The organism is Burkholderia ambifaria AMMD (assembly GCF_000203915.1).
GTDB lineage: Bacteria > Pseudomonadota > Gammaproteobacteria > Burkholderiales > Burkholderiaceae > Burkholderia > Burkholderia ambifaria.
Map to the genome: position 1 here is coordinate 364,448 of NC_008392.1, position 24,989 is coordinate 389,436.

A 24,989-nucleotide genomic window follows, 5' to 3' on the forward strand; every position below is an offset into this window, starting at 1 on the left:
CGAGGCGACGTCGAACGATCGAAATCAACCGAAAGGAAACGTCATGCCGATCAGCAACAGCACGCAAGTACGGTCATCATCGCTCGACCTCCCGCGCAACGACACGCAGCCCGCGCCGGCCCCGCGCCAACGAAGCGCATCGATGACCGGCCCGCGCCCCTCCGGCGGCGCATTGCTCGGCGCGCTGAGCAATGCACCCGCCTTTCCGGCGCACACCGGCACCCATGCACCGGCGCAGGCGGGCCCGCTTTCGACAACATCGCAACCGGCCGGGACGGCGCAGCCCCCATCGTCGCCGCTGCCGGCGCCAGTCAGGCGCAGCTCGCTGCCTGCGCGCGCGTCGTCGCCGTCAGGCTCCGCGATCGGCCGCCCAGGTGGAGGCTCACGGTCGTTGCCCGGTTCGGGCAAGCTGGGCGCTCAACGTGCAGCCCTGGATGACGAGGCGGTGCCGGTGCTCGACTTGTCGGGGGGCGGGCAGTCGAGCGAAGACTTGCCCGTACACGAGGAACCGCAGCCACACACGCCTGCCTCGCAGCACGAGAGTGCGGCGTCCGTTGGACATCAGGAGCCGGTGGAAACGAGAGCTGCCGGCAAGCAACCGGCCACGTCGCGTTCGGGCAGCCCGCTGCCGCACGAGAAGGAAGCCTCGGGGCTGACAGCCGCGACGACGAGCGAGGCCGAAACGGAACCCGAAACGTCCCGTTCGGCCGGCACGCTGCCGCACGCGAAAGAAACGCCCGTGCGCCCGGAAGCGGAAACGGCGAAAGCGACCGGAGAAAAACCCGAAACGTCCCGCGCGGCCAGCCCTGTGCCGCTCCCGAAAGAGTCGCCCGCGCCCGTGGAAGAGGCAAGGACGAGCGCTGCCGGCAAAATGCCCGAGACGTCCCGTTCGAGCAGCCCACTGCCGCTCGATAAGGAAACCCCTAAACCCGCGAAAACCGCCAAGAGCGACGTCGAGCAGAAAACCGTGATGACGCGCCCTCACCTCGTCGCGCACGACATCGATAGTCAGGAGCCCGAAAGCCCGCCCGAAGCAACCGTTTCGAGCTCGTCGTCCCGGGTAGCGCCGGAAACCCGCACGCTGGCCCCCGCCAGGACATCGGTGGTCGCGGAGACCGGGGACACACGTCCGGCATCGGCCGCGGCGGGCACATCGGCGGTCGCGGTAACCGAAGACATACGTCCGGCGTCGGCCGCCGCGATCAGCACCAACCTGTCGGCCGCGCTGTCCCGGCCGGGGCAGATCCGGTCGTTCATCTCGAACGTCGGCGACATGCTGACTCAGAACCCCTACGGCGCCGCGCAACCGCTCAAAGGGTGGACGGCCAACCTCGTCAACGCGTTCAGTCATGAATTCGTCGCAACCGGCGGCGCCACGCTCTTCCGGGAGTTGTGCTCGATGGCGACCGAAGCAGTCCTGGACAAGACCGGCGCCGGGCCCGAAACACGCGGCGCAATTACGGCCTCGCTGTTCACAGCGGCGGCGATGGGCAACCTGGCCGCGATGTTGCACAAGTATCACACCGGCGCCGCGGACAACAAGACCTACGCGGGCCACGGTGCGCAGATCATCGCGCTGATAGCGACGGTGGCCACCGCAGCCTATACCGGCAAGAACGACGCGGGCAATGGGCATCTTGGGCAGCTCGCCGGCATACTGCCTAGCGCGATCAAATCGTACGCATACCTGGCGCGCGACGTGATCAACGTGTTCCGCCCGCTCGAAGGCAATCACGACGCAGGCTACGAGCGCCCCGTCAGAGGCCAGATGCTCAACGACGTTCCGTATTTCGGAAACCAGCTCGCCGTGAACACCGCGCAGGGCAGCTCGCAATGGTCGGCCACGTCCTACGTCGACAGCCTCATTCACCATACGAAGACCAACGCAGCGATCAAAGGCCTGTTCGGCTATTCGGCAGCGAATGCCGCCGGCGAGGGGCTGGATGCGATCGGGGGACGCGTGGCCTCGGAAATCTCGACGCACGGCTTCACGGGCAAGGCGCTCGATGAACTGAAGACGCTGCGCGTGAGCTGGGGCAAGCTCGACACCTCCGAAACCAGCACCGCCAAGCAGCTCGGCAACAAGGCGGCCGGCGCGGGAATCGCGCGTCTCAGCCTGTTCCTCTCCCTTTATGCCGCCACCGCGGTGGTCAATCACGCCGTGGAGGGTAGAGGCGATTGGTCCGCCGGCACCAAGAGCTTCACGGAGAACGCGTTGGGCGCACTGCTCATCATCGCGGGATGCCTGCCGTTTGCCGCGAGCACGTCGAGCCCGTCGAACCGGTCGAACGAGGGGCGAACGATCGGCGCCGACAACGCGGCGGAACTGAGCGTGATGCGTCGCTCGACCCCCTGAGCACGCGGGCCGCGCCGAGCACGCGAAACGACGAAGGTTCGCGCAGGTGGCCGCATCGGCGGCGGCTCGCCTGCCGCAAGCCGCTTGCATCGGCATCGCGGCCGCCACCCGGTTCGGCAGTTCGGCAATCCGACAACGACTTCGCATCCGTCAACGCGCTGTAAGCGCCGGGCAATAAATTAGGTTTCGCAGGCGGCCGTTATCGGCCCTCCCCCAGCAACTGATGAATACCGTCATTCTCACGCGGAGAAAATCATGTCCACCACAGCAGTGCAAGGCTATAACGCCGGCTATCTGAACGGCATCGACGATGTCGGCGGCATCGGCGGCACGAACGAATCGCAGCTCGCACAACTGCTCGAGTTGCTCATCGAAGAAATCAAGCAGATTCTCGATCCCTCCAGCCAGAATTCAGGCGATGCCGGTGGTGTGGGCGGCATCGGCGGCGGTACGCCTTCGTACTCCGCGCCGCCCGCCTATGCCGGCGGTGGCGGCGCCGCACCCGCTGGCGTGAGTGGCGGCGGTGGCGGCCAGGGCGGTGGCGGCGCGTCGCCGGGAATAGGCGGCGGTGGAAGCGGTGGCGGTGGCGGTGGCGGCGGCAACACGCTGCCCAACGTATCGGGCGGCGACGCCGCGCACGCCATCGCACAGGACCTCAAATCGCGCTACGGCCTGACCGACGCGCAGGTAGCCGGCGTGCTCGGTAACCTGCAGCAGGAAAGCGGGCTGAAAGGCAACGTCAATCAAGGCGGAGCGACAGGCGCGCCCTCCGGCAACTTCGCGGACGACAACGCCAACGGTTGGGGGCTTGCGCAATGGGGCGGCACACGCAAACAAGGCGAAATCAACTATGCGAAGGAGCACGGGCTCGACCCGGGCAGCCTCGAAGCCAACATCGGCTTCATGAATCAGGAACTCGACACGACGTACAGCAAGACGATCACGGACATCAAGCAGACGACGACGGCGGAACAAGCGGCACTGGTCTGGGATAAGGACTACGAACAGGCCACCGATCCGCAAATGGAAAACCGCAACAAGTACGCCGAGCAATTCCTCGCGCAAGGTCTCTGAACGCGAACGCATCCGCCCCCCGGGCGTTTGAAGCTCGCACGATCCCGTCCGATGTCCGGGCGGGATTTTTTTGCCCGGCATTTTCCGCCGCGCGAAAACAGCGCTCGTCGGCAATACACGGACTACCCGGATGCATGAGCCGGCGCGGAAACTGTTGGGACAATGCAGTGGTCGAGCGCTTCTTCCGAAGCCTCAAAGGTGAATGGATCGGCGAGCCGTTGTACTTCGATCACCGCCATGCAGAGCAAGACATCACCGACTATTGAGTCGATTTCTACAACCATCGTCGCCTTCGCTCAGCTGCGAAGGGACTGCCGCCAGCGCGTGTCGAAGCGCTCGCAGCCTGACCCGGCGCTGTGTCCAAAGTGACTTGACCACTTCAGAAGGACTCGCCGCTCGGGGCCGAAGGCCCCGGGAGCGGCCATCAGTCTCTTTCGAGCAGGCGCCGCATGGCAAGGCGCACGTAGGGATCGGTACTGTCCTCGTGTGCCGTCGCATAGCCATGCCACGACGGATCGTCGAGGACTTTCAGGCAGATTGCCTTCAGTTCGGGCGCGCGATCGTCGGGCAATCCGTTCACGATCTGCCACGCTTCGTGCGGACGCCCGCGCACCAATGCGATCGTCACGGCAAACACGTGCACCTCGCGCGTTTCGGGGTAGACATCGTGCAGGCGCGCCAGCAGCGCCTCGGCCTCGTCCAGCTCGTTGGCCTCGATATGCTCGATGATCGCCTGCGCCATGGCCGGCGCATCGGCCGGCAGTTCGGTAAGAAGCTCCATCATGCTCGTCACCGTCCGTGCATCAGGCTGCGCCAGTGCCTGAGGTCAGCGTTCGCACCGCCTCCTTGCCGCCCGCCAATGCGAGCGCGGTAGCGGCGCCCTCCGGCGTCAGGTTTTCCGCGAGCGCCGTGCCGCCCTCGAGCGCCTCGAGCCCACCCGTCGCAATGGCCCCCGCCCCCGCAAGGGCTTCCTTCGGGTTGCCGCTCAGCAGCCCCTTGCCGAACGTCGCCGCGCCGTGCAGCGCGTTGCCGACACCATTGAGGACACCCCCGGCAGCCTTGGTGACATCCCCGACTACGCTTTTCACAATATTGCCGATGAAGCTCATTCGTTTTCTCCTTGATCGTGAACGAAGCGCGCGTTCGATGAAACGCGCGAAACCGAACCGCGTGAAGCCGGCCCTCGTTCCAATCTAATGAATGCGGATGCGAAAGCGTTCGCGCGCGCGAAGCCGCACCGCGAAAACCGAATGCGCGACACCCGCGAGACGGCTCGGCGGTATGCCGCCGCGAACCTGCTTCGCCAATCCGAACGAGGCTTCGCGCGGTTCACGGGAGTGTCATGACCGGCCCGCACAGTGCAGTCCATCTTGTCTCCCCGTCCGAGAACATCATGGCGCCCCCACCCAAGATCGAGTTCCGGTCGCATGCGATCGAATCCGCCTCTCTCACCCGCACGACGAGCGACCCCGGCCCCTCCACGGGCGCGAAACCCGCGCCGGTGCCGACGCGGCGCGCGAGTGCCGGTGCGCTCATCGAGGAACTCGGCAGCCTCGGCAAGCGCCCGTGCGCGGAAAGTCTGCCCGCCGCGGCCGCCGCGCCCGCTGCTCCCAGGCCCGCAGCGGCTATCGCGCCGCAGAAGCCCGGTGTGGACGACATCGGCGCATTCGTGCCGGGTGCCGGCGGCAAAGGCCGACGCTTCGCCGATTTCGCGCACGCGATGGGCGTCAACCGCAAAGGCATGACGTTGACGGCCTTCGCCGCCAAGCGGCCCGCGAAAGACGGCCTGAACGGCGTATCGACGGCGACGCACGGACAGTTCGGCTACGACGCGGCGCCCGCCACCGACCTCGTGAACGCGCTGGCCTCGGGCTCGAACGCCGCCGCCGCGCATTCGATCCATAGCCGCTACGAAAACAAGGTCAAGGCGATGCTCGCCGCCGACGTCGAACGCTTCGAGCACCCCGAAAAACGCCCTCCGGGCGCGCCGATGCCCAACCAGGTCGAGAATCTGCTGCTGACGAAAAACAGCAACGGAGAATGGCAATACGACAAAGGCAAGCTCTCGCGCATCGCGCGAGACGACGCGCATCCGCTCACGCAACATGCCCGCGATGTATTGACCGCCATGAGCATCGCGGAGAACAAGGGCAAGCAACGTAACGGCGCGCTCTACCAGTCGGTCACGTCCGCCATCGGTCTGACGGCAAGCGGGCTGCTCATAGGCGGCTCGCACGGCGCGCTGGCACCGCTCGCGGCATCCGGGCACGTGACCAACGCGGTCAAGGAAGCGCTCGATTTGAAGAAGCCGTTTGTGGAAGGACGGCAAAACCTGCGCAATGCGAAGGCCGCCACGATCCAACGCTACGTCGACACGGTATTGGCCCCGCACGACTACACCGGCCAGACGCAGGACGAGCGCCTGCGCGCGGCGCTGCAAACGAGCCGCGCGAAGATCGACGATCTGCGCGCCATGGAGGCGCGGCCAGGGGACGAAGGCCTGCCTGCGGACTTGCGCAGCCCGCACGCGCAGGCGGGTATCTATGCGTCGCTCTATGACGATGCACGCCGCTACGCCAACAGCACGACGTCGTTCGGCAAGCGCTTGATCTCGGGCATGCACGCTGAAGACAAGGCGAAGGTACACAAGGATGCCGAGCGCGACATCGTGGTCAAGCACATTCTGTCGATGGTGACCAAGAGCATCGGGCGCCTCGATCCGGCGTCGCTTGCGGCGCTCGCGGGTGCCGACATGGCAGTCGACGCATCAGGCTCGCAGCGCGCGAAGCAGGCGCTCGCGATCGTGGGCAACCATCCGCGCGCGAGCCGCAATCGGGATCTGATCGCCGCGCACACGCTACTGACAGACAGCGGCATTCCGAAGGGCGAAGCGGCACTGCTGCTTTCGCAGCTTGCACGCGCGCGGCGCGAAAAACCGCAAGAGGCGCCGGCGCCGCGCGATACATCGGCTTCCAGCCGGAGCGCCGCACCGCTGACCGAAAGCGAGCGGCTCAAACAGATCGCCAACATCATCGGGCAGCCCGGCCTCACGGCAACCGCCGCCAAGACGGCGGAGGACGCCATCAAGAAAAACCTCGGGCTGAGGTCCTGACGCGCGGCGCGCAGTCGGCGGTTTATTTGCCGGTTCGCGGCACTCGACGAAACTTCGGAATGCGCAGGCTGTCCTCTACCGTGCGCGCTTACCGTGAAGCGGGGTGGCCGTCGGCCGTCATCGCCGTCCATGCCGCCATGACCTTCATTGCGAAAGGGAGAACCGATCATGCGATTCGCGTTCGCCGGCTTCGATCGCTGGCGTGTCGTCTTCGACGCGTTCGTTGCCGCCGGCTGGGAGCCTGTGGCGCTCTACTCGATTCCGGTCGACAACCGGCTCGACTTCAATAGCGAACTCGTCGAGCGCGCGGACAAGCTGCGCATTCCGGTGCAGCTGTCACGCATCGACGAAGACGATCTGCGCTGGCTCGCCGAACGGCAATGCGACGCACTGATCGTGGCCGGCTACAACCGGAAGATTCCGGCGTGGCAGCCCTATCTGCGCCATGCGGCGAACTTCCATCCGTCACCGCTACCCGACGGGCGCGGCCCGTACCCGGCCATGCGCGCCATCCTCGAGGGGCGGCGCGAGTGGGGCGTCAGTTGCCATCAAATCGATGCCGATTTCGATACCGGGGAGATCGTCGATTCCGAATGCTTTCCGCTCGATACCGACGAATGGCACGAGACGCTGCAGCTGAAGCTGCAGATGGCCGCCCATCGCCTGGCCACGCGCGTGGCCCGCGACTTCGATCGGCTTTGGAACGAACGGCGTCCGCAAGGTGCGGGCAGCTACTGGCCGCGCCTAGCCGATGCCGAGCGCACGATCGATTTCGCGCAGCCCGTGGCCGAGGTGATGCGCGTCGTGCGGGCCTGCGGGAACGTCGAATCGATCGCGCCGCTGTTCGGCACGACCGTCCACGTGCGGCGTGCCACCGCCTGGCAGGAAGCACACACGTACGAGCCCGGGCAGATCGTGCATCAGTACCGGCGCTGGGTCGTGGTCGCCGCGCAGGACGGCTTCGTCGCGTTGCTCGAATGGAGCCCGCTGAACGCGTCCCTTCGTCAGCAGATGGAGGGCTGAATCGGGACATCGGTTGCGCCGGTAAACAACGAAGCGGCCGCGCTGCGGTGTTTCGCAGCGCGGCCGCCGATTGTCGCCGATTGTCGCCGCTTGTCGCTTCCTGCAGCCCCCGATCGGCGGCCGCTCGGGTCGCCGATCGGGATGATCGCCGGAACTGCCGACGACGTTACTTCGTGCTGACGCCGGCGATCGTACCCGTGTGAATGCCGGTGATGTTCTCGAAGGCAACCGCGGCACGCGTCTTGCCCGGCGTCAGCACGTTCGCACCGCCCAACGCATCCGAAAGCGCCTTGCTCGCGTCGTGGCTGATCTTGCCACCGCCATGCGCGTTCGCCGTCTGCTGGAGTTGTGCGCCGATCGCCGCCGCATCCGACTGGCTCAGCTTGCCCGACTTCACTGCGTTGGCGAGCGTCTTCGCCGCGGCATTGCCGTCGCCGTGCGACAACGCGCTTTCCATGGCCTGGAAGTCGGCACCATCCTGCGCGTTGAAGTTGGCCAGCGCCTTGCCTTCGTCGGCCATCTGCAGCGGCTTGCCGTCCTTCAGGAGGTCGCCCGTGCCGGGGGTGAAGCCTGCCGTCGCGCCCGTTGTCGGTAAGCCACCCGTCGTCGGCAGCGTACTGGTGTTCGCCGGAAAACCGCCCGTGCCCGGCAAGCCGCCGGTCGTCCCCGACTGCCCCGCCACGCCGCCCGCGCCACCCGTTGCGTTGCCCGCCGCGCCGAGTCCGCCTTGAGCCGCCCATTGGAAATTGCTGACCGCGGACTTGCCGTCGGTGCCCGCCACGTCGTGCGTCTCGATCTGCTGGTAGGCACCCGGGTTCGCGAGCATTGTCTGCGCCGCTTGCTGCACCGTGGGTGGCGTGGCGCCGTCGGCGTTCGTCGAGAGTTTGTACATCGTGTTCGGGTCCGACGCGCTGAGGCCATGCTGCCCCATGTACGAGGCCAGCACGCCCGCCGCGTTTTGCACCGTCATCCCCCCGGTGCCGCCCGGCATGGCGCCCGCGCCCCCCATGCCGCCGGGCGTCGCCCCCACACCGCCGGGCATTGCGCCCGCGCCGCCACCGGACATGCCACCGGGCGTGCCGCCGGGCATGCCACCGGGCATGCCGCCAGCACCGCCGGCGCCGCCCGGCATGCCGCCGGCCTGCCCGTTCTGCCCGGCCTGCATCTGCTTGAGCAACTGGCTGATGAGGCCGATGAGATCCTTGAGCACGTCCTGCGTCGAGCCTGTCGAGGCACCGTTGGTCAGCCGTTGCAGGTAGCTCGCCGGATCGGTGGGGTAGGTGTTCATACTCGGAACGTTCAGATTCATGATGTTTCCTTCCTGTCGGGTAAGTGGTTGCGTGACCGTGGGTACTACGAGGCAAAGTCAGTCTAGGTTGCTGTCGCTGCTACAAGCGCACCGATGCGAAGGCTGCGATTGAAATGCGAATCGCCCGGCGCGCGGAAAGTGAAAACGGATGCTCATGCGCGGACCCACGTCATCGACGCGGAGAATCCGCTGTGGTCGGCCGGCACGCCGTGCGTGCTCGCCGGTGCGTCGGTGGACGCAGGCGCTTGCACGCTGGCGTCGAGCTTTGCGGCACGCTCGAGCAGACGCGCGCCGATCGTCGCGCCCTCGATGCTTTCGCGCTGCTCGGCCGCGCTGAGCGCATAGCTGTGCCACAGCGGGTCTTCGAGGCCGAACAGACACACCGCCATCAGTGCGGCATGAAGCCCCGAGCGCTTCGCTTCGGTGTCGTCGTCTTCGAGCACGCGGCGCGCGTCGCCCCATGCCTGGCGCCGGACGTAGCGCCACGCGGCGACCGTCCCCGCGCCGGGCCACTTGGGCCGAAGCACGCGGATCGCTTCGAGGAGATCCTCGAAATCGGCTTCGTCGTCGAGCTGCGAAGCCGTCCACAGCACCTTGGTTAGGCCGCCGGCAATCTCATCCCTGCATCCTGTGTAAGTCACGATGTCCTCGTCTGCTGGAGTGCTGCAATCAAAAAGCGCACGGCGGCGCCGCGCACAGCCGTGCCGCGCTTGCTGCCGGCTCGTGCGTCGTGGGCGTCCCCTGGCGGTTAGTCTCTTGTATCGGGTCGGCTTTCGCCGACGCGATGCGAACGGAACGATCGGGATGCGAAGAGAGAACGGAGAAGAAAATCGACCGCGGCGATGGGATCGATCGGTGCGGGAGGCCGGATCGGGCATTGGACCGTGCAGCTCGCTTCCGTGGCTATACCAAGGCGGTGCGAACAGACCAGGGGCCCGAATTGACGAGCCGCGCGCTTGACCAGTGGGCGTATGCGAACGGCGTCACGCTGAAGTTGGTTCAGGCGGGCAAGCCGACGCAGCATGCGTACAGCGAATCGTTCAACGGCAAGTTCGCGACGAATGCCTTAGAGACGGTTTCAAAATGGCCCCTTGGGGCTGTTAACTTTCGCGGCGAGCTGTTAACCTCAGGCATCGGAACAACCGAATCTGCCCGCCGAGATAGGTTGCGGCTCGGGCGTGACATGTTGGCGACGGCTACGCGACTGGCAGGCTGCGGGCGTGTGGGACCGCTTGCACGAGTTGCTGCTCGCGAAGCTGCGAGCAGCAGACCAGATCGACTTCTCGCGAGCCGCTGTCGATTCATCATCGATTCGCGCCGTTGGGGGGGCCAAAAACTGGGCCAAACCCTACCGATCGTGCGCGCCCCGGTTCCAAGCACCACATCATCACCGACGCCAACGGCACGCCGCTTGCCGCGATCCTGACCGGCGCGAACGTCAACGACGTCACGCAATTGCTGCCGCTGATCGACGCGATCCCGCCGATTCGCGGATTGCGCGGCCACCCGCTGCACAGACCGCGTGTGGTCTACGCCGATCGCGGATACGACTCCAAGCGACATCGAAGAGCGTTGCGCAATCGCGGTATCGAGCGGTGATCGCCAAGCGCCGTACCGAACATGGCAGCGGCCTTGGCAAATATCGCTGGGTCGTGGAACGCACGCATGCCTGGCTGCATCACTTCCGTCGTCTCCGTATTGGTTTCGAGCGCCGTGCTGACCTTCACGGCACGTTCCTCAAACTCGGTTGCTGCCTGATCTGCTGGAATACCCTCCGGCGCGCCGAGCAGCCTTTATGAAACCGTCTCTTATGAATTGCTTCAATGCAGTTCGGCATTAGCGCTGCACGTCGCCGGTCAACTGGTTCGATGCAAACGCCGTTTCCACGTGTGCAAGAAAGTCGGACGCGGGCCGTGTCAGTTGCAGCCCGGGCGGCGTGAGCCGGTACAACTGAAGCGGTGGCGGCGACATCGGCAACGGAAGCGGCGTCAGCTTCTGGCCGAACACGGTTTCCGCGAGCGAGAGCCGGGTCCACGAGAAAATCGCGTCGTTGGTCATGAGCAGGCTGTAGAACAGCGCATACGACGTGCAGCGCGTGATGCAGCGCGGCGGGGGCAGGCCCGCATGGGCATGCAGGTCGCGGATATAGGTCGGGAAGCTGTCGCTCGCATCGGCGTGGATCCATTCCGCGTCGCGCAGCGCGTCGAGCGATGTCGCGCCCGCAAAGCGCCCGTTCTCGCGGGTGACGAACGCGGTGTCGAACGTGCGGATCGCCTTGATGTCGACGGACTCGGAAAGGGGGCCCGTGACGGCGACGAAGGCGAGATCGAGCGTGCGATTGCGTAACTGTTCCGTGAGCAGGTTGAACGTCAGTTCACGCAGTTCGCACTCGACGTTTGGCCAGTGGCGGCGGAAAGCGGCGTAGGCCTCCGCAAAACCCGTCACCGCGACGATCGGCGTGAAGCCGATCACGAGCCGCCCGTCTCGCAGCCCCTTCATGTGCGCCATGTCCTCGTTCGCCCGTTCGAGCTCGCGCACGACTGCCTGGGCGCGCCCAAGCAACGCGTCGCCCTCCGGCGTCGGCACGACTCCCCACGGCTTGCGCTCGAGGAGCGGCACGCCGAACTCGTTCTCGAGTTCCTGGATCGCCTTGCTGATAGCCGGCTGCGTGACGTGCATGGTTCTGGCAGCGGCCTTGATGCTGCCGGCCGTCGTGACCGCGACGAGTGCGCGCAATTGATGGATTTTCATGATGCGGAAGATATTACCAAAAGTTATCTGCATCAAAATTCGTGAGTTTTTTGACCCGAAGCGCGTCTCTATGCTTGGCCGAGACGGTCGCGAGGCGGCCGATTCCACGGAGCCATCCATGATGCAGAACCTTGCTCACGTACTCGCGGCGATTCGCGAGTCGGAGCCCCGATTCGTTGCGATCCGCCGCGACATCCACGCCCATCCCGAACTCGGTTTCGCCGAGACCCGCACCGCACAACTCGTCGCCGAGCAACTGGCCGCATGGGGTTACGACGTGACGACGGGCGTTGGCGGCACGGGCGTCGTCGGTCAATTGCGGCGCGGCGCGTCGGTGCGCACGCTCGGCCTGCGCGCCGACATGGACGCGCTGCCGATCGAGGAGGCGACGGGGCTGTCGTATGCGAGCACGGTTGCGCGCACGATGCACGCGTGCGGACACGACGGTCATACGGCGATCTTGCTGGCCGCCGCCCACTATCTCGCTGAACAGGGCCGTTTCGACGGCACGCTCAACGTGATCTTCCAGCCGGCCGAGGAAGGGCTCGGCGGAGCAAAGCGAATGATTGACGACGGCCTGTTCGAACGTTTCCCGTGCGAACGCGTGTATGCGCTGCACAACGCGCCGGGCGTGCCGGTCGGCCATTTCGCGTTGCGCTACGGGCCGATGATGGCATCGTCCGATTCGGTGACGATCACCGTGACGGGCAAAGGCGGGCACGGTGCGATGCCGCAACTCGCGAGCGACCCGATCGTCACGGGTGCGCATATCGTGACCGCGCTGCAATCGATCGTCTCCCGCAACGTCGATCCGCTGAAGCCGGCCGTCGTGACCGTCGGAACGTTCCATGCGGGCACCGCCCCTAACGTGATCCCGGAAACCGCGACGCTGCAGTTGTCCGTGCGCGCGCTCGACGCGGCCACGCGCGACGAAATCGAGGCGCGGATCCGCAGGATCGTCGACGCGCAGGCGCAGGCGTACGGAATGACCGCGCAGATCGAATACCAATCGATCTCGCGTGTCGTGGACAACGACCGTGCGGCCTCGGATCTCGCGGTCGAGACGATCGAGGCGCTGGCCGGCGAAGGTGCGCTCACGCTGTTGCCCGACGGCGTGATGGGCAGCGAGGATTTCTCGTGGATGACCGAATGCGTACCGGGATGCTACGTGCTGATCGGTAACGGCGTCGATTCCCGGGGCGGGTGTTCGGTGCACAACCCGCATTACGACTTCAATGACACTGCGCTGAGCTGGGGGGCGGCCTACTTCACCGGTATCGTCGAACGCTTCCTGAAGGCGGGCTGACGAAGGCGCAAAGGAGACGTGCCGACCTGACACGGATTTAATTTACGATAAGGATTGCGAATGAAGAAGCGATTTGCACTAGGCGCGGCCTGTCTCGCGCTCGGCGCCGGCAACGCGCGTGCCGTGCCCTATCAGGACGTGTTGCTTGCGGCGGTGCCCGAGTACAACGGTCGCCTGACCGAGGGGGTCGCGCTATACGGCTCGCTCGACATGGGGATCAACTACCAGACGGTCGGCGGCCATTCGCTGTGGCAGACGCAGAGCGGCGGCGAGTGGACCTCCAAATTCGGCTTCTTCGGCCGCGAGAACCTCGGTGGCGGCTGGCGCGCCGAGTTCAACCTCGAAAGCGGTTTTCTCGCGAACAACGGCGCGCAGCAGGACAAGCAGTCGACTTACAACCGGCAGTCGTGGGTCGGCCTGTCGTCGGACAGCTACGGGCGTCTGCGTCTCGGTAAGCAGATCGGCACGGCGCTGCCGTTGTTCGTCGACGTGTTCGGCACGGTGGGCACGAACTCGGTCTATACGTGGCTGGGCGCGGCGGTCGTGCAGACGAGCCGCGGCGTCAGCTACAACTCGGACCTCGGGCCAGGGGCGACGCAATTGCCTGCGCGCGTCGACAACGCCGTCACGTACCGTACACCGATCGTCGCGGGCACCACGTCGCTGATGCTAATGTATGCGCCGAGCAACGTTGCCGGGCGCGCGCCCGCGGCGTCCGCGCAAGGCGCGCTGCTGCAGTGGTACAACGGCACGACCTATCTGGCCGCGAGCTACAACCAGGTGTGGGGCGTCAACGGGGCGAGCACCGTGCGCAACGACCTGTACGGGCTCGGCGCCGTCTATGACACGGGGCGGATCGTGCTGTCCGCATCGTTTAACCAGTACGCGCCGAAGCTGGCCGGCGACGGCATCGCGCGTGTCTACACGGTCGGCGCGATCGTGCCGTTCGGCGTCAATGCGATTCGCGCGTCGGTCGTCTATCGCGATACGTCGGGCGTACGTGACGCGGCCGGCCAGCCGGCCAAGGACTCTGCGCTCGGTGCGATGCTCGGCTATGACTACCTGCTGTCGAAACGCACGGGCCTCTATGCGCGCGCGGGGTTCATCCGCAACTACGGCATCTCGACCGTGTTGCTGAACGGCAACCCGCTGCCGACCGAACCGGGCGGAACCGCACCGCGCACCGGGACGACACCCGTGACCGTGTCGCTCGGCATGTATCACAACTTCTGAACAGGAATTTTCCGATGCATACCCTGAATCGCACGGCCGCAGCGCCAGTCGATGCCGAGCCGCGCGTGACGCGCCGCACGGTCGTTGCGGCCGCACTCGGCAACGGACTCGAGTTCTTCGACTTCACCGTCTACAGTTTCTTCGCCGCCCTCATCGGCAAGCTGTTCTTTCCCGCGTCAAGCGACGTAGGCGCGCTGATGCTGTCGCTCGCGACGTTCGGTGTCGGGTTCGTCGCGCGGCCGCTCGGCAGCGTCGCGATCGGCGCCTATGCGGACCGTGCGGGACGCAAGCCCGCGCTCGTGCTGACTGTCGCATTGATGGCGCTCGGCACCGGCATCATCGGTTTCGCGCCGACCTATGCGCAGATCGGCATCGCCGCGCCGCTGCTGATCGTTATCGGGCGTCTGTTGCAGGGCTTTTCGGCCGGCGGCGAAGTCGGCGCCGCGACGACACTGCTGATGGAGTCGGGCGACGCCGGCAGGCGCGGCGAGCGGGTGAGCTGGCAGATGGCCAGCCAGGGCGGCGCGACGCTGGTCGGCGCGTTCGTCGCGCTGACGCTGTCGCGCGCGCTGCCGCCCGAAGCACTGCACGCGTGGGGGTGGCGCGTACCGTTCGTGCTCGGTCTGCTGATCGGCCCGGTCGGCTTTTACCTGCGGCGTCACCTCGACGATACGCTGCCGCACCCGGCGGCCGGCGCACCGCGCGAGCGTGCGCGCATTCCATGGCGGCAGGTCGCAGCCGGCACGCTGCTCGTGATCGGCGGCACGTCGACCACCTATACCATCGTGTTTTTCCTGCCATCGTTCCTGACGCTGACCGTCGGCATGCCGGCATCAGTGTCGCTGCTGTCGGGCTGCGCGGCCGGCGCCGTGCTGCTGATCGGTTCGCCTTTCGCGGGACGGCTCGCGGATCGCGTGCGTCATCGCAAGCGGCTGGTGAGCATGACGTGCGTCGCGTCGGCCGTGCTCGTGCTGCCGGCGTTTTACGCAATGAACAAGTGGCCGTCGGTTGTCACCGCGGTCGCAGTCGTGATCGTGCTGATCGGCTTGATGACGCTGTCGAGTCCCGCCGGCTTCGTGATGATCCTTGATGCGCTCCGGCCCGAAGTGCGTGCGATGTCGCTCGGGACGATCTATGCGCTCGGTGTGACGATTTTCGGCGGGTTCGCGCAATTGATCGTCGGCGCGATGTGGCGCGCGACCGGCAGTTTCTATGCGCCTGCCTGGTATGTGCTGGCATGCAGTGCAGCGAGTCTCGTCGGTTTGATCTTGTTTCGGGAGAGCAGGGGCGTGGATACCATGCCGCCGGCAAATTGACATGGCGGCCGGTCAACTCGCGCAGCTCGTCATCAAGCATCTGCTTGCGCGAGGTGTGGCTACCAGTCACATCGTGGCAGGTACCCGAAGCCCTGAGAAGCTGGCAGGCCTTGACGCGGCAGGCATCGAGGTGCGGCCTTGTTTAGAATGCCGCGCTCCTCGGTCACCCGCTTGAGTTCGGCCTCCGCCCGCGTTATTTCTTGCCGAGCGCGCAGTGGTTGCCATGACCTTGCCCGGTCGGCTTTCGAGAACGGCGCAGGGGGCTGACCCAGCATCGGGTGGTCTTCGGCGTCCGGAGGACACCGCTTCTTAACGAGCACTGGTTCACGACACTCGCGCACGCTCGGGCTGTCAGCGTGGCATGGCGTCAGGACTTCCGATACCCCAACACCTTCAGTCAACGCCAGTTTGACTGCTTCGTCGCGAAGCTCCTTCGTATAGACCGATCGTGGAATTCGATTCATCCATGCCTCCGTTTCTCGATTTTACGAAACGTCGGCTTCCATTTTTTCCGACCGGCCTCACACCGCCCCCCCGTGACGGCTCAGAGATCCAGCACCAGCCGTTCGCCACGGCATCGCGACACGCACGGCATCATGCAATCGTTGCGGGCCTTTTCCGCCGCACTCAGGAACGCGTCCCGATGATCGGGCGTGCCCTCGAGCACGGTCGTCCGGCATGCGCCGCACACGCCCGCCTCGCACGACGTGGCGACCGCGATGCCGTGCTCGTACAGCACATCGGTGATCGACTGCCCCGGCGGCACGAGCAGCGCGCGCTGCGAGCGCGCGAGCTCGATCCGGAACGCGTCGGCCTCGCCGTCGGCAGGCTGCGCGGCTGGCGCGGAAAAATACTCGTGATGAAGCCGCGCATCGCCGAGCGCCGGGCGCGCGATCGCGTCGACGGCCGCCATGAACGGCGCCGGTCCGCAGAAATACAGATGCGAGCGCGAATCCATCGCGCCGACGATCGTCGTGATCGCGTCGCGGGTCGCGTCGGGCGTCAGCCCCGTGTGCACCGTCGCGACGTCCGCGAGCCGCGACGCGAGCGTCGCCCCGTACGCGGCCGCGTCGGCCGAACGCACGAAGTAGTGGAACGCGAGCGACCGCCCCGCGTGCACCAGGCTATGCGCCATCGCGAGCAACGGCGTCACGCCGATCCCGGCGGCGAGCAGCACGGCCGGGCTGTCGTCCGGCGCGAGCGGGAAGTAATTCAGCGGCGCGCCGATCCGCAGCACGTCGCCTACCCGGATCGCATCGTGCACGTGCGCGGAGCCGCCGCTCGACGCCGGCTCGCGCTTGATCGCGATCTCGTACACGCCGCGCTCGACCGGATCGTTGCACAGCGAATACTTGCGCGTGAGCCCGTCGCGCAGATGCAGGTCGATATGCGCGCCGGCTTCGAACGCCGGCAGCGCGAGACCCGGCGCGTCGCTGACGAGCCGCAGCGAAATCACGTCGCACGCGACGCGCTCGCGCGCAATCACGCGCGCGGCAAGCAGATCGTTTTCGATCATAGGATTCACCGTTCAGGAAAACTCACAGCAGCCCGATCAGCCGCCACCACAACGCATTGACCGGGATCACGAACACCACGCCCAGCAGCGCCGTCGCGATGCAGTACCGGAGCACCGCACCCCGGTCCAGCTGCGCGAGCGCGTTGCCGAACACGATCGGCGGCGACTGGTACGGCAGGACCGTGGTCGCATAGCCCATCACCTGCGCGAGCAGGCCGGCCTTCAGGTGCAGCCCCTGCGCGAGCAGGCGCGACACGATCGGCACGTACAGCGCCGGTTCCGCATTCGACGTGACCGCGAAGCAGACGACGATCGACAGCGCGGTCAGCGCGAAGTACATGAGCATCGGGCTGTCGCGCAGCGCGTCGAGCGCGAGCGTGTCCGGCACGCGCACGTCGAGATGGTTGACGAGCGCGGTCAGCCCGATGATCGCCGCGATGAACCACAGCAGGTCCATCTTCAGCGTCGCGGTGAAGCGCTCGAGCTGCGCGGGCGGCGACGTGCCGAAGTAGACGAGCGCGAAGCCGAGCCCGACCCAGCCGGGCGCGATGCGATGCACGGCGTCGGTGAACCAGAACGCGAGCGTGATCGCCAGCAGCACGATCGCGTGCCATTCGCGGCGGCCGAGCGCGACGCGCGCCGCCGGTATCTCGACTTCGCCGACCGTATCCGCGAACAGCCACCAGGACGCGAGCACCAGCACCGCGCCCCGCACGATCACGCCGGCCGGAAAGAACAGCAGCAGATATTCGGAGAAGCGCAGATGCATCCCGTGCGACTGCTCGAGAATCCCCGCCATGATCACGTTCGGCAGGTTCGCGGGCAGCACCGCGGCAGCCAGCTCGTACGAGCCGACGATCACGAGCAGCAGGATGCCGCGCCGCCCGTTCGCGTGCGCGCCGAGCTTCACGACGTCGCAGTAGCCGATCGCGATCGGAACCAGGATCGCGATCCGCCCGAACGTCGACGGCATCACGAGCGACAGCAGGAAGCTCAGGATCGCGAATGCGAGCAGCGCCTTCAGATACGAGCCGCCGATCCGGCGCGCGAGCGCGATGCCGATCCGTTCGCTCAGGCCGCTCTCCTTCAGCGCGAAGCCGATCGCCGCGCCGCTGAACACGAGCCAGAACGCGCTCGACCCGAAGCCGGAGAAGATCTCGGCGGTGGGCACCGCCGTGCAGGTCGCCGCGAGGAAGAAAAACAGCAGCGACACCCACAGGCTCGCGACGGCGCCAGTCGCCCACAGCACGATGCAGGTGAACACAATCGCGACGATGCGTGCGTCGCCGGCCGACAGCGTGCCGCGCGCGCCGAGCGCGGCGACGCTCGCGAGCCCCGCCACGAGCAGCGCGGCCGTGACGCGGCCGCCCGTCAGCATGCCGGTGCCGCGGCCCGGCCCGCCGAGCGCACCGCCGCTCAAGCGCGCATCACCGGCGAGTTCGCCGGGATCTCGTATTCGACGTGCGACTCGTCGAAGATGTCGCCGAATTCGCGCTGCTGGCGGAACGTCGGGTCCGGCGCGCAGCTCATCGGCAGATAGCCGCCCATCCATGCGCGCAGGTCGGTCACGTCCGGCGCGCCGCCGTACACGTTCGCGACCGGCCGCTCGCCGCGCGCGACCGCGTCGATCTGCTCCTGCAGCATCTGGCGGAACATCACGATCCCGCGATCGGACGCGCCGAGGTTCTCGCGCGAACGATCGAAGATCGGGCCCTGCGTCTCGACCGCCATCGCATCCTGGCTCATGAACGTGTCCATCAGGTAGCGGCCCGCCGCGTCGGTGCGCGCCGGCTGCCGGACGATCTTCGGCGCCTCGTCCGCGGGCGGCTGCGCGCCGTCCGCGTTCGGCGTGAACGACACCCAGACGATCCGCGTCGTCGTATCGTCGACCGGCACGCGCCAGTGCATCTCGGTCATGATCCGCAGCATGTTCGGGAACACCATCAGGTTGCCCCAGCCACGGCCCTCGCCTTCGTATTCCCAGCTCTTCACGATGCCCCAGTCGAAGCGCTGGAAGCCGAACCGCTTGAACGGCTTGCCGAACCCGGACGCGTCGCGCATGCCGAGGTGCTCGAAGTATTTCGAGTGCGTATAGAAGGTGTGCGTGACGTCGACGGCGTTTTCCTGCACCTGGAACCAGTTGCACGCGAGATCGTCCTGCACCTCGAAATGGCGGACGCCGTCGTTGCGCACGAGGATGTCCCAGTTCGGAAACGCGGGCTTCTGCTCCGCCGGCCCCATGTATGCGAAGATCAGCCCGCCGCATTCGTGCGTCGCATAGCTGTCGATCAGCTTCTTGCAGACGCGGCTCGCCTTCGCCGATTCGAACGGCCGCTCCACGCATTCGCCGGCCGCGTTGTACTGCCAGCCGTGATACGCGCAGCGGATCGTGGCTTCCTCGACGAAGCCGTACAGCAGCGATGCACCGCGATGCGGGCAACGCTCCTGCACGAGCAGCACGCCGCCGTTGCCGGTGCGCGCGAGCACCAGATCCTCGCCGAGAATCCGCACGCGTTTCGTCTGGCCGGCTTCGGCCAGCTCCGACGAATAACCGACCGGATGCCAGTAGCGACGCAGCAACTCGCCGCACGGCGTGCCGGGCCCCACGCGGGTCAGCAATTCGTTGGTGGCGTGGTCAAGCATGAATACACCTCTCTCTCAGGTTATAGCGGGCTGTATCGCCCCGGAGACGTCTGCGTACCGGCGAACCCTCGAGTCGCGATACGTCCGTCGATAAATCTATTTTTTTAGACTAAATAAAGTGAAGGGAAAATGCAAGACGGGAAAGTCCACAATTTTCAGCCCATCATCGCCGTCGCATCGCCAGAAATCGGCCGATGTGTATAATTAAAAAGACGACCGGCACGCGCGATCGCTGAGATCGACGCGCCGCGCGTCGGCCAACCAGGAGGACAAGATGGCGATCATTGGCGTGATGGGCTCGGGCAAGAACGAATGGCCGGAGTTGGCGACGCCGCTCGGAACGTGGATCGCCGCGCAAGGATTCGACCTGCTGACCGGCGCCGGCCGCGGCGTGATGCTGTCGATCGCGCGCGCGTACGCGACGACGCCGGGGCGCCGCGGCCGCTCGATCGGCATCGTGCCGAGCGAAGCGCACCCGCTGTTCGGCTTCGTGCCGATCGCCGGCTATCCGAATCCGTTCATCGACCTGCCTATCGTCACGCCACTGCCGCGCAAGGAAGCGGACGCGCCGGACGACGCATTGAGCCGCAACTACGTGAACGTGCTGACGAGCGACGTCGTCGTCGCGCTGCCGGGGAGCAAGGGCACGCTCGACGAGATCCGCCTCGCGACGCGCTTCGCGAAGCCGTTGATCTGCACCGGCCCCGCGAGCGCGTTCGATGGCGTCGCGGCCGGCACGCGCATCGTGTCGGCGCTCGATGACGTCTATGCATTCGTGCTCGCGCACGTGAACCGCGCGGAAGGCGGCGCGGGCGCACACGTTCCGTCGGCGTGAACCGCACGCCTTCCGGATCCACGGCGCGTCGGCCGCCATCGCTTCCCGTGTCGCCGGTCACAGCCGCGCAATCGTGTCGGCGAGCACGCGCACGCCCAGCATGAAATCATCGATCGACATCGCCTCGCGCGGGTTGTGCGACCCGTGATCGTTGCGCACGAACAGCATCCCGCTTGGCACGCCCGCGTTCGCGAACAGCGCCGCGTCGTGGCCCGCGCCGCTCGGCAGCGTCGCATACGGCACGTCGAGCCGCGTGCACGCGTCGGCAAGCGCGGCGCGCAGGGTGGCATCCATCCGCGCCGGCGCGCTCGCCAACCGCCGGTCGAAATCGAATCGCACGCCACGCTCGCGCGCGATCGAATTGCATTCGGCGATCAGCAGCTCATGGAAGACGTCGAGCGTCTCCGTGCTCTCGCTGCGCGCCTCGAAGCTGAAATGCACCTGGCCGGGAATCCGCGAAATCGAATGCTCGTCCTGGTCGGTCGACACGATGCCGGTCGTCACGACGAGATCGATGTTGCGTTCGAGCAGCCGGCGCCAGTGCTCGTCGAGCCGCGTGATCAGCTCGGCGACCGCGAAGATCGCGTCGTGCCGCAGGTCGCGCGGCACCGCGCCGGAGTGGCCGGCCTCGCCGATGCAGCTGATGGAGTTGTGCCGCACGTTGCCGCGAATGCCGGACACGACCGCGACCGGCAGCCCGCGCGCGACCATCACGGGCCCCTGCTCGATGTGGAGCTCCAGATACGCATGCGCGCGCCGCACGTCGAACAGCGGCTTGCGCGCCCGCACCGCGTCGATGTCGACGCCCGCCGCCGCCATGCAGTCGGCCAGCGGGCGGCCGGTGCTGCGATGCTTCATCGCGAGATCGTCCGGCGTCAGCCGGCCGAACAGCGCGCTCGATCCCATGTAGGCCTTGCCGAACCAGGCGCTCTCTTCGCCGCGCAGCGCGATCACGTTCAACGGGTGCGGCGACGCGAGGCCGCTACGCCGTTGCGCGACGAGGCATAGCAGCCCCGCGACGATGCCCGCGAGCCCGTCGTAGTTGCCGCCATGCGGCACCGAGTCGAGATGCGAGCCGACCCAGATCGCACGCGCATGCGGGTCCGCGTCGGGCAGGCTGAAGATCAAGTTGGCCGCGCGGTCGGCGCGCACCGCGATGCCATCGCGTTCGGCGTGCGCCGCCAGCCGCTGCGCGGCCGCCGTTTCGCTGTCGCCGTAGCTCTCGCGCGTGACGCCCACGCCGTCGGCCGACAGCACGCGGATCTCGTCAAACCACTGCTCGGCGAGGGCCGTCAGTTCGGCAAGCGGCAGCGTCGCCGCGTCGTGCACGTCGATATCCGCCGGCGCGTCCGGCCTGTCGGTATGCGCGTTCATCACGCCCCCGCCGTCGTGCCGCCCGCGCGCGCCGGCGCCGCGCAAAAGCGCTGCCAGCGCTCGCTCAGCTCCGCGTCGAGCCTGACCTGCCCGGTCAGCGACGCGATCGCGCCGATGCCCTCGTCCGCGCAAAACTGCTCGAGCCCGTCGATGATCGTGCGCATCACGCCCGGATCGCGGAACGACGCAGTGCCCACCTGCACCGCGCTCGCGCCGGCGAGCAGGAACTCGATGGCGTCGGCGGCGCTCCGGATGCCGCCGCAGCCGATCACCGGAATCGACACGGCGCGGTAGCACTGGTGGACGAGCCGCAGCGCGATCGGCTTGATCGACGGCCCGGACAGGCCGCCCATCACGTTGCCGAGCGACGGCCGGCGCGTGCGCACGTCGATCGACATGCCGAGCACCGTGTTGCCCATCACGATCGCGTCGGCGCCCGCGTCCTGCGCCGCTTGCGCGATCTTCGCGATGTTGCCCGCGTTCGGCGTCAGCTTCACCCACAGCGGATGCCCGGTGCGCGTGCGGATCGCGTCGACGACCTGCCGGGTCATGCCCGCGTCCATCCCGAACGCCATGCCGTCCGCCTCGAGATTCGGGCACGAGATGTTCGCCTCGATCGCCGCGACGTCCGGCCGCGACAGCGCCTCGCACGCGCGCGCGAACGCGTCCGCCGTATCGGCGGACACCGACGCGACGACCGGCGTGCCGTGGCCCGTGTACGCGGGCAGCACGTGTTCGAGATAGTCGTCGATGCCGCGGCTCGGAATGCCGATCGAATTCAGCATGCCGTCACCCGCGTCGGCGACACGCGGCGTCGGGTTGCCCGGGCGGCTGACGGGCGACACGCTCTTGATCACGAGCGCGCCGAGCCCGGTCAGGTCGAGCGCATCGCGATACTCGATCGCGAAACAGCCGGATGCCGGCATCACGGGATTGCGCAGGCGCAGTTCGCCCACGCGTACGCTCAGGTCAGCCAACTTCCACCTCCACCTCCGTCACCACGTCGCGAATTGCGAACACCGGGCCCTCGCGGCACACGCGCCGGAATGCGCGGGTCGCGCCGTCGTCGAACATCCGCACGCACGACAGGCAGACGCCCATCCCGCATGCCATCCGCTGCTCGAGCGCGACCTCGCCGCGCATCGACGGATGGTCGGCGAGCACGCGCTGCAGCAGCGCGAGCAACCGTTGCGAGCCGCACGTGTAGACCGCGTCCGGCCGATCGCGCGCGATCGCGGCGCGCAGCAGCGCGTCCACGTTCGCGACCGCCGACGAGCCGTCGCTGTCGAACACCGCATGCACGTCGGCCGGCGCGCCGCGCACGAATTCCGCGGTCATCAGGTCGTCCGGCGTGCGCGCCGACATCACGACCGTCAGCGCGATGCCCGCCCCCGCCGCGCGCTGCACGAGCGGCGCCATCGTCGCGAGACCGACGCCGCGCGCGACGAGCAGCAGCCGTCGCGCACCGGCGTCGAGCGTGAAGGGGCGACCGAGCGGCCCGACGATCGACAGCCGCGCGCCGACGCCGAGTTGCGCGAGCGCACGCGTGCCTTCGCCGGTCACGTTGTACAGGAACTCGATTTCGCCGGCGCCGGGGCCGACGCCGTACACGCTCATCGGGCGCGGCAGGAATGGCCGGTGCAGATCGCTGACGGGGCAGACGAGCTGATAGAACTGGCCGGCCTGCGTGACGCTCGCGAGCGGCGCGTCGGCGCGCACCCGCAGATAGCGATAGCGCCGGTTCACCGCGCGATGCGCGACCACGTCGCACGCGTGCGTGGCGACCGTGGCCGCCCACGGCTGCGCGCAGGCGCGCGCCCCGTCGATCACGTCCATCGTTCTCTCCTCGTTACGGTTGGGCGGGAGGCACGCGCGTCAGTCGAGCGCGCGGTCCTTCAGTTCCGGAATCAGCGTGACCGTGACGATCATGTCGAGCACGTACAGCGCGGCCAGCATCGCGATCGCGATCTGAAACGAATAGCGCGCGGCGAGCGCGCCGACGACGAGCGGCCCGAGGCCGCCGATCGCACGGCCGACGTTCCACAGCACGTTCTGCGCGGTCGCCCGCACCGCGGTCGGGTACGCTTCGGACATCAGCGTGCCGTAGCCGCCGACCATGCCGTTCACGAACATGCCCATCAGCGCGCCGGCCCACAGCATCGTGGCCGGGTCCGTCAGCCGCGAATACGCGAATACCATCGCCACCGCGCCGAGCTGGTACAGCAGGAACGTCGGCTTGCGGCCGATCCGGTCGGCCAGGTGTCCGAACAGCCAGACGCCGGCCATCATCCCGAGCACCGTCACGGCGGTCCACAATCCGGATTTCGTCAGCGAGAAGCCGAGCTGCTTCGACAGGAACGTCGGCATCCAGATCATGATTCCGTAGTAGCCGAAGTTCTGCACCGCGCACAGCACGACGATGCCGATGCTCGTGCGGGTCGTGCGCGCATCGGCGAACAGCAGCCGGAAACGCGCGCCCGTGCGCGCCGGCTGCGGGCTCCGGACGAACACTTCCGGCTCGTGCAGCTTGTTGCGCAGCACCCAGGCGACGATCGCGGGCAGCACGCCGATCGCGAACATGCCGCGCCAGCCGACGCTCTGCAGCAGCAGCGGCGTCAGCAGCGACGCCGCGAGCACGCCGCTCTGCCAGCCGAGCGCCACGTACGACGACACGCGGGCGCGCTTGGCTGCAGGCCACGCTTCGGCCGCGAGCGCCATGCCGATGCCGAATTCGCCGCCGAGGCCGATGCCGGCGATGGTCCGGTACGCGAGCAGATCCCAGAAGCCCTGTGCGAACGCGCACAGCCCGGTGAACACCGCGAAAAGCAGGATCGTCCAGGTCAGCACGCGCACGCGGCCGTAGCGATCGCTGAGCGCGCCGAAAATCACGCCGCCCGCGACCGCGCCGATCAGCGTCCACGTGACGAGCGCCCCCGCCTGCTGCGCGCCGAGGTGCAGCGACGCCGCAATTGCCGGCAGCATGAAGCCGAGGATCAGCAGGTCGAAGCCGTCCATCGCATAGCCGATGGCCGAGCCGGCCAGCACTTTCCACGCGTAGCGCGACACCCGTTCGGGCGGTGCGTCGGCGGGCGCGGCAGCGGAGGATCGAAGGTTCGCTTCCATGATTGTCCGTATCGTGAG

At 67.2% G+C, this 24,989-nt stretch carries 20 protein-coding genes and 4 pseudogenes; 12 read left to right on the forward strand and 12 right to left on the reverse strand.

The window, feature by feature from the left end; all coding sequences use genetic code 11:
* Positions 1-43 precede the first annotated feature (43 nt).
* The 3 genes and pseudogenes from BAMB_RS29320 to BAMB_RS34625 all read left to right on the forward strand — a co-directional run.
* On the forward strand, positions 44-2,356 hold the full coding sequence (locus BAMB_RS29320) for a hypothetical protein (protein WP_011660776.1): 2,313 nt from the start codon (positions 44-46) through the stop codon (positions 2,354-2,356).
* Between the two features lie 255 nt (positions 2,357-2,611).
* Positions 2,612-3,430, forward strand: coding sequence for a phage tail tip lysozyme (locus BAMB_RS29325; RefSeq protein WP_011660777.1), 819 nt, complete (start codon positions 2,612-2,614; stop codon positions 3,428-3,430).
* A 134-nt stretch (positions 3,431-3,564) separates the two neighbouring features.
* Positions 3,565-3,777 (forward strand): annotated as a pseudogene (locus BAMB_RS34625) (integrase core domain-containing protein); the annotation flags it as partial.
* 77 nt (positions 3,778-3,854) lie between these two features.
* Here the strand turns inward: BAMB_RS34625 and BAMB_RS29330 are convergent.
* Both BAMB_RS29330 and BAMB_RS29335 read right to left on the reverse strand, forming a co-directional pair.
* Positions 3,855-4,214 (reverse strand): HrpB1 family type III secretion system apparatus protein, encoded by a 360-nt coding sequence (locus BAMB_RS29330; RefSeq protein ID WP_011660779.1) that lies wholly within the window; start codon positions 4,212-4,214, stop codon positions 3,855-3,857.
* Positions 4,215-4,233: 19 nt separating this feature from the next.
* Positions 4,234-4,539 carry a hypothetical protein gene (locus BAMB_RS29335; RefSeq protein ID WP_006750728.1) on the reverse strand — a complete coding sequence of 102 codons (306 nt, stop codon included), beginning with the start codon at positions 4,537-4,539 and terminating at the stop codon, positions 4,234-4,236.
* Between the two features lie 233 nt (positions 4,540-4,772).
* Between BAMB_RS29335 and BAMB_RS29340 the strand changes: the two genes are divergently transcribed.
* Together BAMB_RS29340 and BAMB_RS29345 are read left to right on the forward strand one after the other, a co-directional pair.
* The gene (locus BAMB_RS29340) at positions 4,773-6,542 is read left to right on the forward strand and encodes a hypothetical protein (RefSeq protein WP_011660780.1); all 1,770 of its coding nucleotides are present in this window, start codon (positions 4,773-4,775) and stop codon (positions 6,540-6,542) included.
* Positions 6,543-6,710: 168 nt separating this feature from the next.
* Complete coding sequence (locus tag BAMB_RS29345) at positions 6,711-7,565, forward strand: methionyl-tRNA formyltransferase (RefSeq protein ID WP_011660781.1); 855 nt, start codon at positions 6,711-6,713, stop codon at positions 7,563-7,565.
* A gap of 166 nt (positions 7,566-7,731) precedes the next feature.
* On the opposite strand, the gene BAMB_RS29350 is transcribed toward BAMB_RS29345, so the two are convergent.
* Both BAMB_RS29350 and BAMB_RS29355 read right to left on the reverse strand, forming a co-directional pair.
* Positions 7,732-8,874: a hypothetical protein gene (locus tag BAMB_RS29350; RefSeq protein ID WP_011660782.1), complete on the reverse strand. Its 1,143-nt coding sequence runs from the start codon at positions 8,872-8,874 to the stop codon at positions 7,732-7,734.
* A 152-nt stretch (positions 8,875-9,026) separates the two neighbouring features.
* On the reverse strand, positions 9,027-9,515 hold the full coding sequence (locus tag BAMB_RS29355) for an HrpB1 family type III secretion system apparatus protein (protein WP_041491770.1): 489 nt from the start codon (positions 9,513-9,515) through the stop codon (positions 9,027-9,029).
* 230 nt (positions 9,516-9,745) lie between these two features.
* Here BAMB_RS29355 and BAMB_RS34630 point away from each other — a divergent pair.
* Positions 9,746-9,948, forward strand: a pseudogene (locus BAMB_RS34630) (DDE-type integrase/transposase/recombinase); the annotation flags it as partial.
* A gap of 71 nt (positions 9,949-10,019) precedes the next feature.
* Positions 10,020-10,673: pseudogene (locus tag BAMB_RS34635) on the forward strand (IS5 family transposase); the annotation flags it as partial.
* A 37-nt stretch (positions 10,674-10,710) separates the two neighbouring features.
* On the opposite strand, the gene BAMB_RS29360 reads toward BAMB_RS34635, so the two are convergent.
* On the reverse strand, positions 10,711-11,745 hold the full coding sequence (locus BAMB_RS29360) for a LysR family transcriptional regulator (RefSeq protein WP_227739268.1): 1,035 nt from the start codon (positions 11,743-11,745) through the stop codon (positions 10,711-10,713).
* Between BAMB_RS29360 and BAMB_RS29365 the strand changes: the two genes are divergently transcribed.
* From BAMB_RS29365 to BAMB_RS36315, 4 genes and pseudogenes are all read left to right on the forward strand, one after another.
* Positions 11,744-12,931: a M20 aminoacylase family protein gene (locus BAMB_RS29365; RefSeq protein WP_011660785.1), complete on the forward strand. Its 1,188-nt coding sequence runs from the start codon at positions 11,744-11,746 to the stop codon at positions 12,929-12,931. The two genes, BAMB_RS29360 and BAMB_RS29365, sit on opposite strands and share 2 nt — an antisense overlap.
* Before the next feature lie 60 nt (positions 12,932-12,991).
* Complete coding sequence (locus BAMB_RS29370) at positions 12,992-14,164, forward strand: porin (protein WP_011660786.1); 1,173 nt, start codon at positions 12,992-12,994, stop codon at positions 14,162-14,164.
* A gap of 14 nt (positions 14,165-14,178) precedes the next feature.
* Positions 14,179-15,480 (forward strand): MFS transporter, encoded by a 1,302-nt coding sequence (locus BAMB_RS29375; RefSeq protein ID WP_011660787.1) that lies wholly within the window; start codon positions 14,179-14,181, stop codon positions 15,478-15,480.
* Positions 15,481-15,782: 302 nt separating this feature from the next.
* Positions 15,783-15,857 (forward strand): annotated as a pseudogene (locus BAMB_RS36315) (integrase core domain-containing protein); the annotation flags it as partial.
* 167 nt (positions 15,858-16,024) lie between these two features.
* Here BAMB_RS36315 and BAMB_RS29380 read toward each other — a convergent pair.
* The 3 genes from BAMB_RS29380 to BAMB_RS29390 are packed head-to-tail and all read right to left on the reverse strand — an operon-like array spanning position 16,025 to position 19,639.
* Positions 16,025-16,996 (reverse strand): PDR/VanB family oxidoreductase, encoded by a 972-nt coding sequence (locus BAMB_RS29380; RefSeq protein WP_011660788.1) that lies wholly within the window; start codon positions 16,994-16,996, stop codon positions 16,025-16,027.
* Positions 16,997-17,018: 22 nt separating this feature from the next.
* Positions 17,019-18,416: an SLC13 family permease gene (locus tag BAMB_RS29385; RefSeq protein ID WP_011660789.1), complete on the reverse strand. Its 1,398-nt coding sequence runs from the start codon at positions 18,414-18,416 to the stop codon at positions 17,019-17,021.
* Complete coding sequence (locus BAMB_RS29390; protein WP_011660790.1) at positions 18,413-19,639, reverse strand: aromatic ring-hydroxylating dioxygenase subunit alpha; 1,227 nt, start codon at positions 19,637-19,639, stop codon at positions 18,413-18,415. The genes BAMB_RS29385 and BAMB_RS29390 overlap by 4 nt, the downstream gene beginning before the upstream one ends.
* A gap of 274 nt (positions 19,640-19,913) precedes the next feature.
* On the opposite strand from BAMB_RS29390, the gene BAMB_RS29395 reads away from it, so the two are divergent.
* On the forward strand, positions 19,914-20,474 hold the full coding sequence (locus tag BAMB_RS29395) for an SLOG cluster 4 domain-containing protein (RefSeq protein WP_006754644.1): 561 nt from the start codon (positions 19,914-19,916) through the stop codon (positions 20,472-20,474).
* A 57-nt stretch (positions 20,475-20,531) separates the two neighbouring features.
* Here the strand turns inward: BAMB_RS29395 and BAMB_RS29400 are convergent, their stop codons facing one another.
* From BAMB_RS29400 to BAMB_RS29415, 4 genes are read right to left on the reverse strand one after another with little or no spacing between them, the layout of a single operon-like run.
* Positions 20,532-21,848, reverse strand: a complete 1,317-nt coding sequence (locus tag BAMB_RS29400; protein ID WP_011660791.1) for a Zn-dependent hydrolase — start codon at positions 21,846-21,848, stop codon at positions 20,532-20,534.
* On the reverse strand, positions 21,848-22,825 hold the full coding sequence (locus BAMB_RS29405; protein ID WP_011660792.1) for a dihydroorotate dehydrogenase: 978 nt from the start codon (positions 22,823-22,825) through the stop codon (positions 21,848-21,850). Before BAMB_RS29405 ends, BAMB_RS29400 begins: the two co-directional genes overlap by 1 nt.
* Positions 22,818-23,684, reverse strand: a complete 867-nt coding sequence (locus BAMB_RS29410) for a dihydroorotate dehydrogenase electron transfer subunit (RefSeq protein ID WP_011660793.1) — start codon at positions 23,682-23,684, stop codon at positions 22,818-22,820. The genes BAMB_RS29405 and BAMB_RS29410 overlap by 8 nt, the downstream gene beginning before the upstream one ends.
* A 39-nt stretch (positions 23,685-23,723) precedes the next feature.
* Positions 23,724-24,971: an MFS transporter gene (locus BAMB_RS29415; RefSeq protein ID WP_011660794.1), complete on the reverse strand. Its 1,248-nt coding sequence runs from the start codon at positions 24,969-24,971 to the stop codon at positions 23,724-23,726.
* Between the last annotated feature and the right edge of the window lie 18 nt (positions 24,972-24,989).

What these genes read in the sequence shown, in the direction of transcription:
- BAMB_RS29320 (WP_011660776.1), top strand. Translation starts at nt 44, where the DNA reads ATGCCGATCAGCAACAGCACGCAAGTACGGTCATCATCGCTCGACCTC.
- BAMB_RS29325 (WP_011660777.1), top strand. Translation starts at nt 2,612, where the DNA reads ATGTCCACCACAGCAGTGCAAGGCTATAACGCCGGCTATCTGAACGGC.
- BAMB_RS29330 (WP_011660779.1), bottom strand. Translation starts at nt 4,214, where the DNA reads ATGATGGAGCTTCTTACCGAACTGCCGGCCGATGCGCCGGCCATGGCG.
- BAMB_RS29335 (WP_006750728.1), bottom strand. Translation starts at nt 4,539, where the DNA reads ATGAGCTTCATCGGCAATATTGTGAAAAGCGTAGTCGGGGATGTCACC.
- BAMB_RS29340 (WP_011660780.1), top strand. Translation starts at nt 4,773, where the DNA reads ATGACCGGCCCGCACAGTGCAGTCCATCTTGTCTCCCCGTCCGAGAAC.
- BAMB_RS29345 (WP_011660781.1), top strand. Translation starts at nt 6,711, where the DNA reads ATGCGATTCGCGTTCGCCGGCTTCGATCGCTGGCGTGTCGTCTTCGAC.
- BAMB_RS29350 (WP_011660782.1), bottom strand. Translation starts at nt 8,874, where the DNA reads ATGAATCTGAACGTTCCGAGTATGAACACCTACCCCACCGATCCGGCG.
- BAMB_RS29365 (WP_011660785.1), top strand. Translation starts at nt 11,744, where the DNA reads ATGATGCAGAACCTTGCTCACGTACTCGCGGCGATTCGCGAGTCGGAG.
- BAMB_RS29360 (WP_227739268.1), bottom strand. Translation starts at nt 11,745, where the DNA reads ATGGATGGCTCCGTGGAATCGGCCGCCTCGCGACCGTCTCGGCCAAGC.
- BAMB_RS29370 (WP_011660786.1), top strand. Translation starts at nt 12,992, where the DNA reads ATGAAGAAGCGATTTGCACTAGGCGCGGCCTGTCTCGCGCTCGGCGCC.
- BAMB_RS29375 (WP_011660787.1), top strand. Translation starts at nt 14,179, where the DNA reads ATGCATACCCTGAATCGCACGGCCGCAGCGCCAGTCGATGCCGAGCCG.
- BAMB_RS29380 (WP_011660788.1), bottom strand. Translation starts at nt 16,996, where the DNA reads ATGATCGAAAACGATCTGCTTGCCGCGCGCGTGATTGCGCGCGAGCGC.
- BAMB_RS29390 (WP_011660790.1), bottom strand. Translation starts at nt 19,639, where the DNA reads ATGCTTGACCACGCCACCAACGAATTGCTGACCCGCGTGGGGCCCGGC.
- BAMB_RS29395 (WP_006754644.1), top strand. Translation starts at nt 19,914, where the DNA reads ATGGCGATCATTGGCGTGATGGGCTCGGGCAAGAACGAATGGCCGGAG.
- BAMB_RS29400 (WP_011660791.1), bottom strand. Translation starts at nt 21,848, where the DNA reads ATGAACGCGCATACCGACAGGCCGGACGCGCCGGCGGATATCGACGTG.
- BAMB_RS29410 (WP_011660793.1), bottom strand. Translation starts at nt 23,684, where the DNA reads ATGGACGTGATCGACGGGGCGCGCGCCTGCGCGCAGCCGTGGGCGGCC.
- BAMB_RS29415 (WP_011660794.1), bottom strand. Translation starts at nt 24,971, where the DNA reads ATGGAAGCGAACCTTCGATCCTCCGCTGCCGCGCCCGCCGACGCACCG.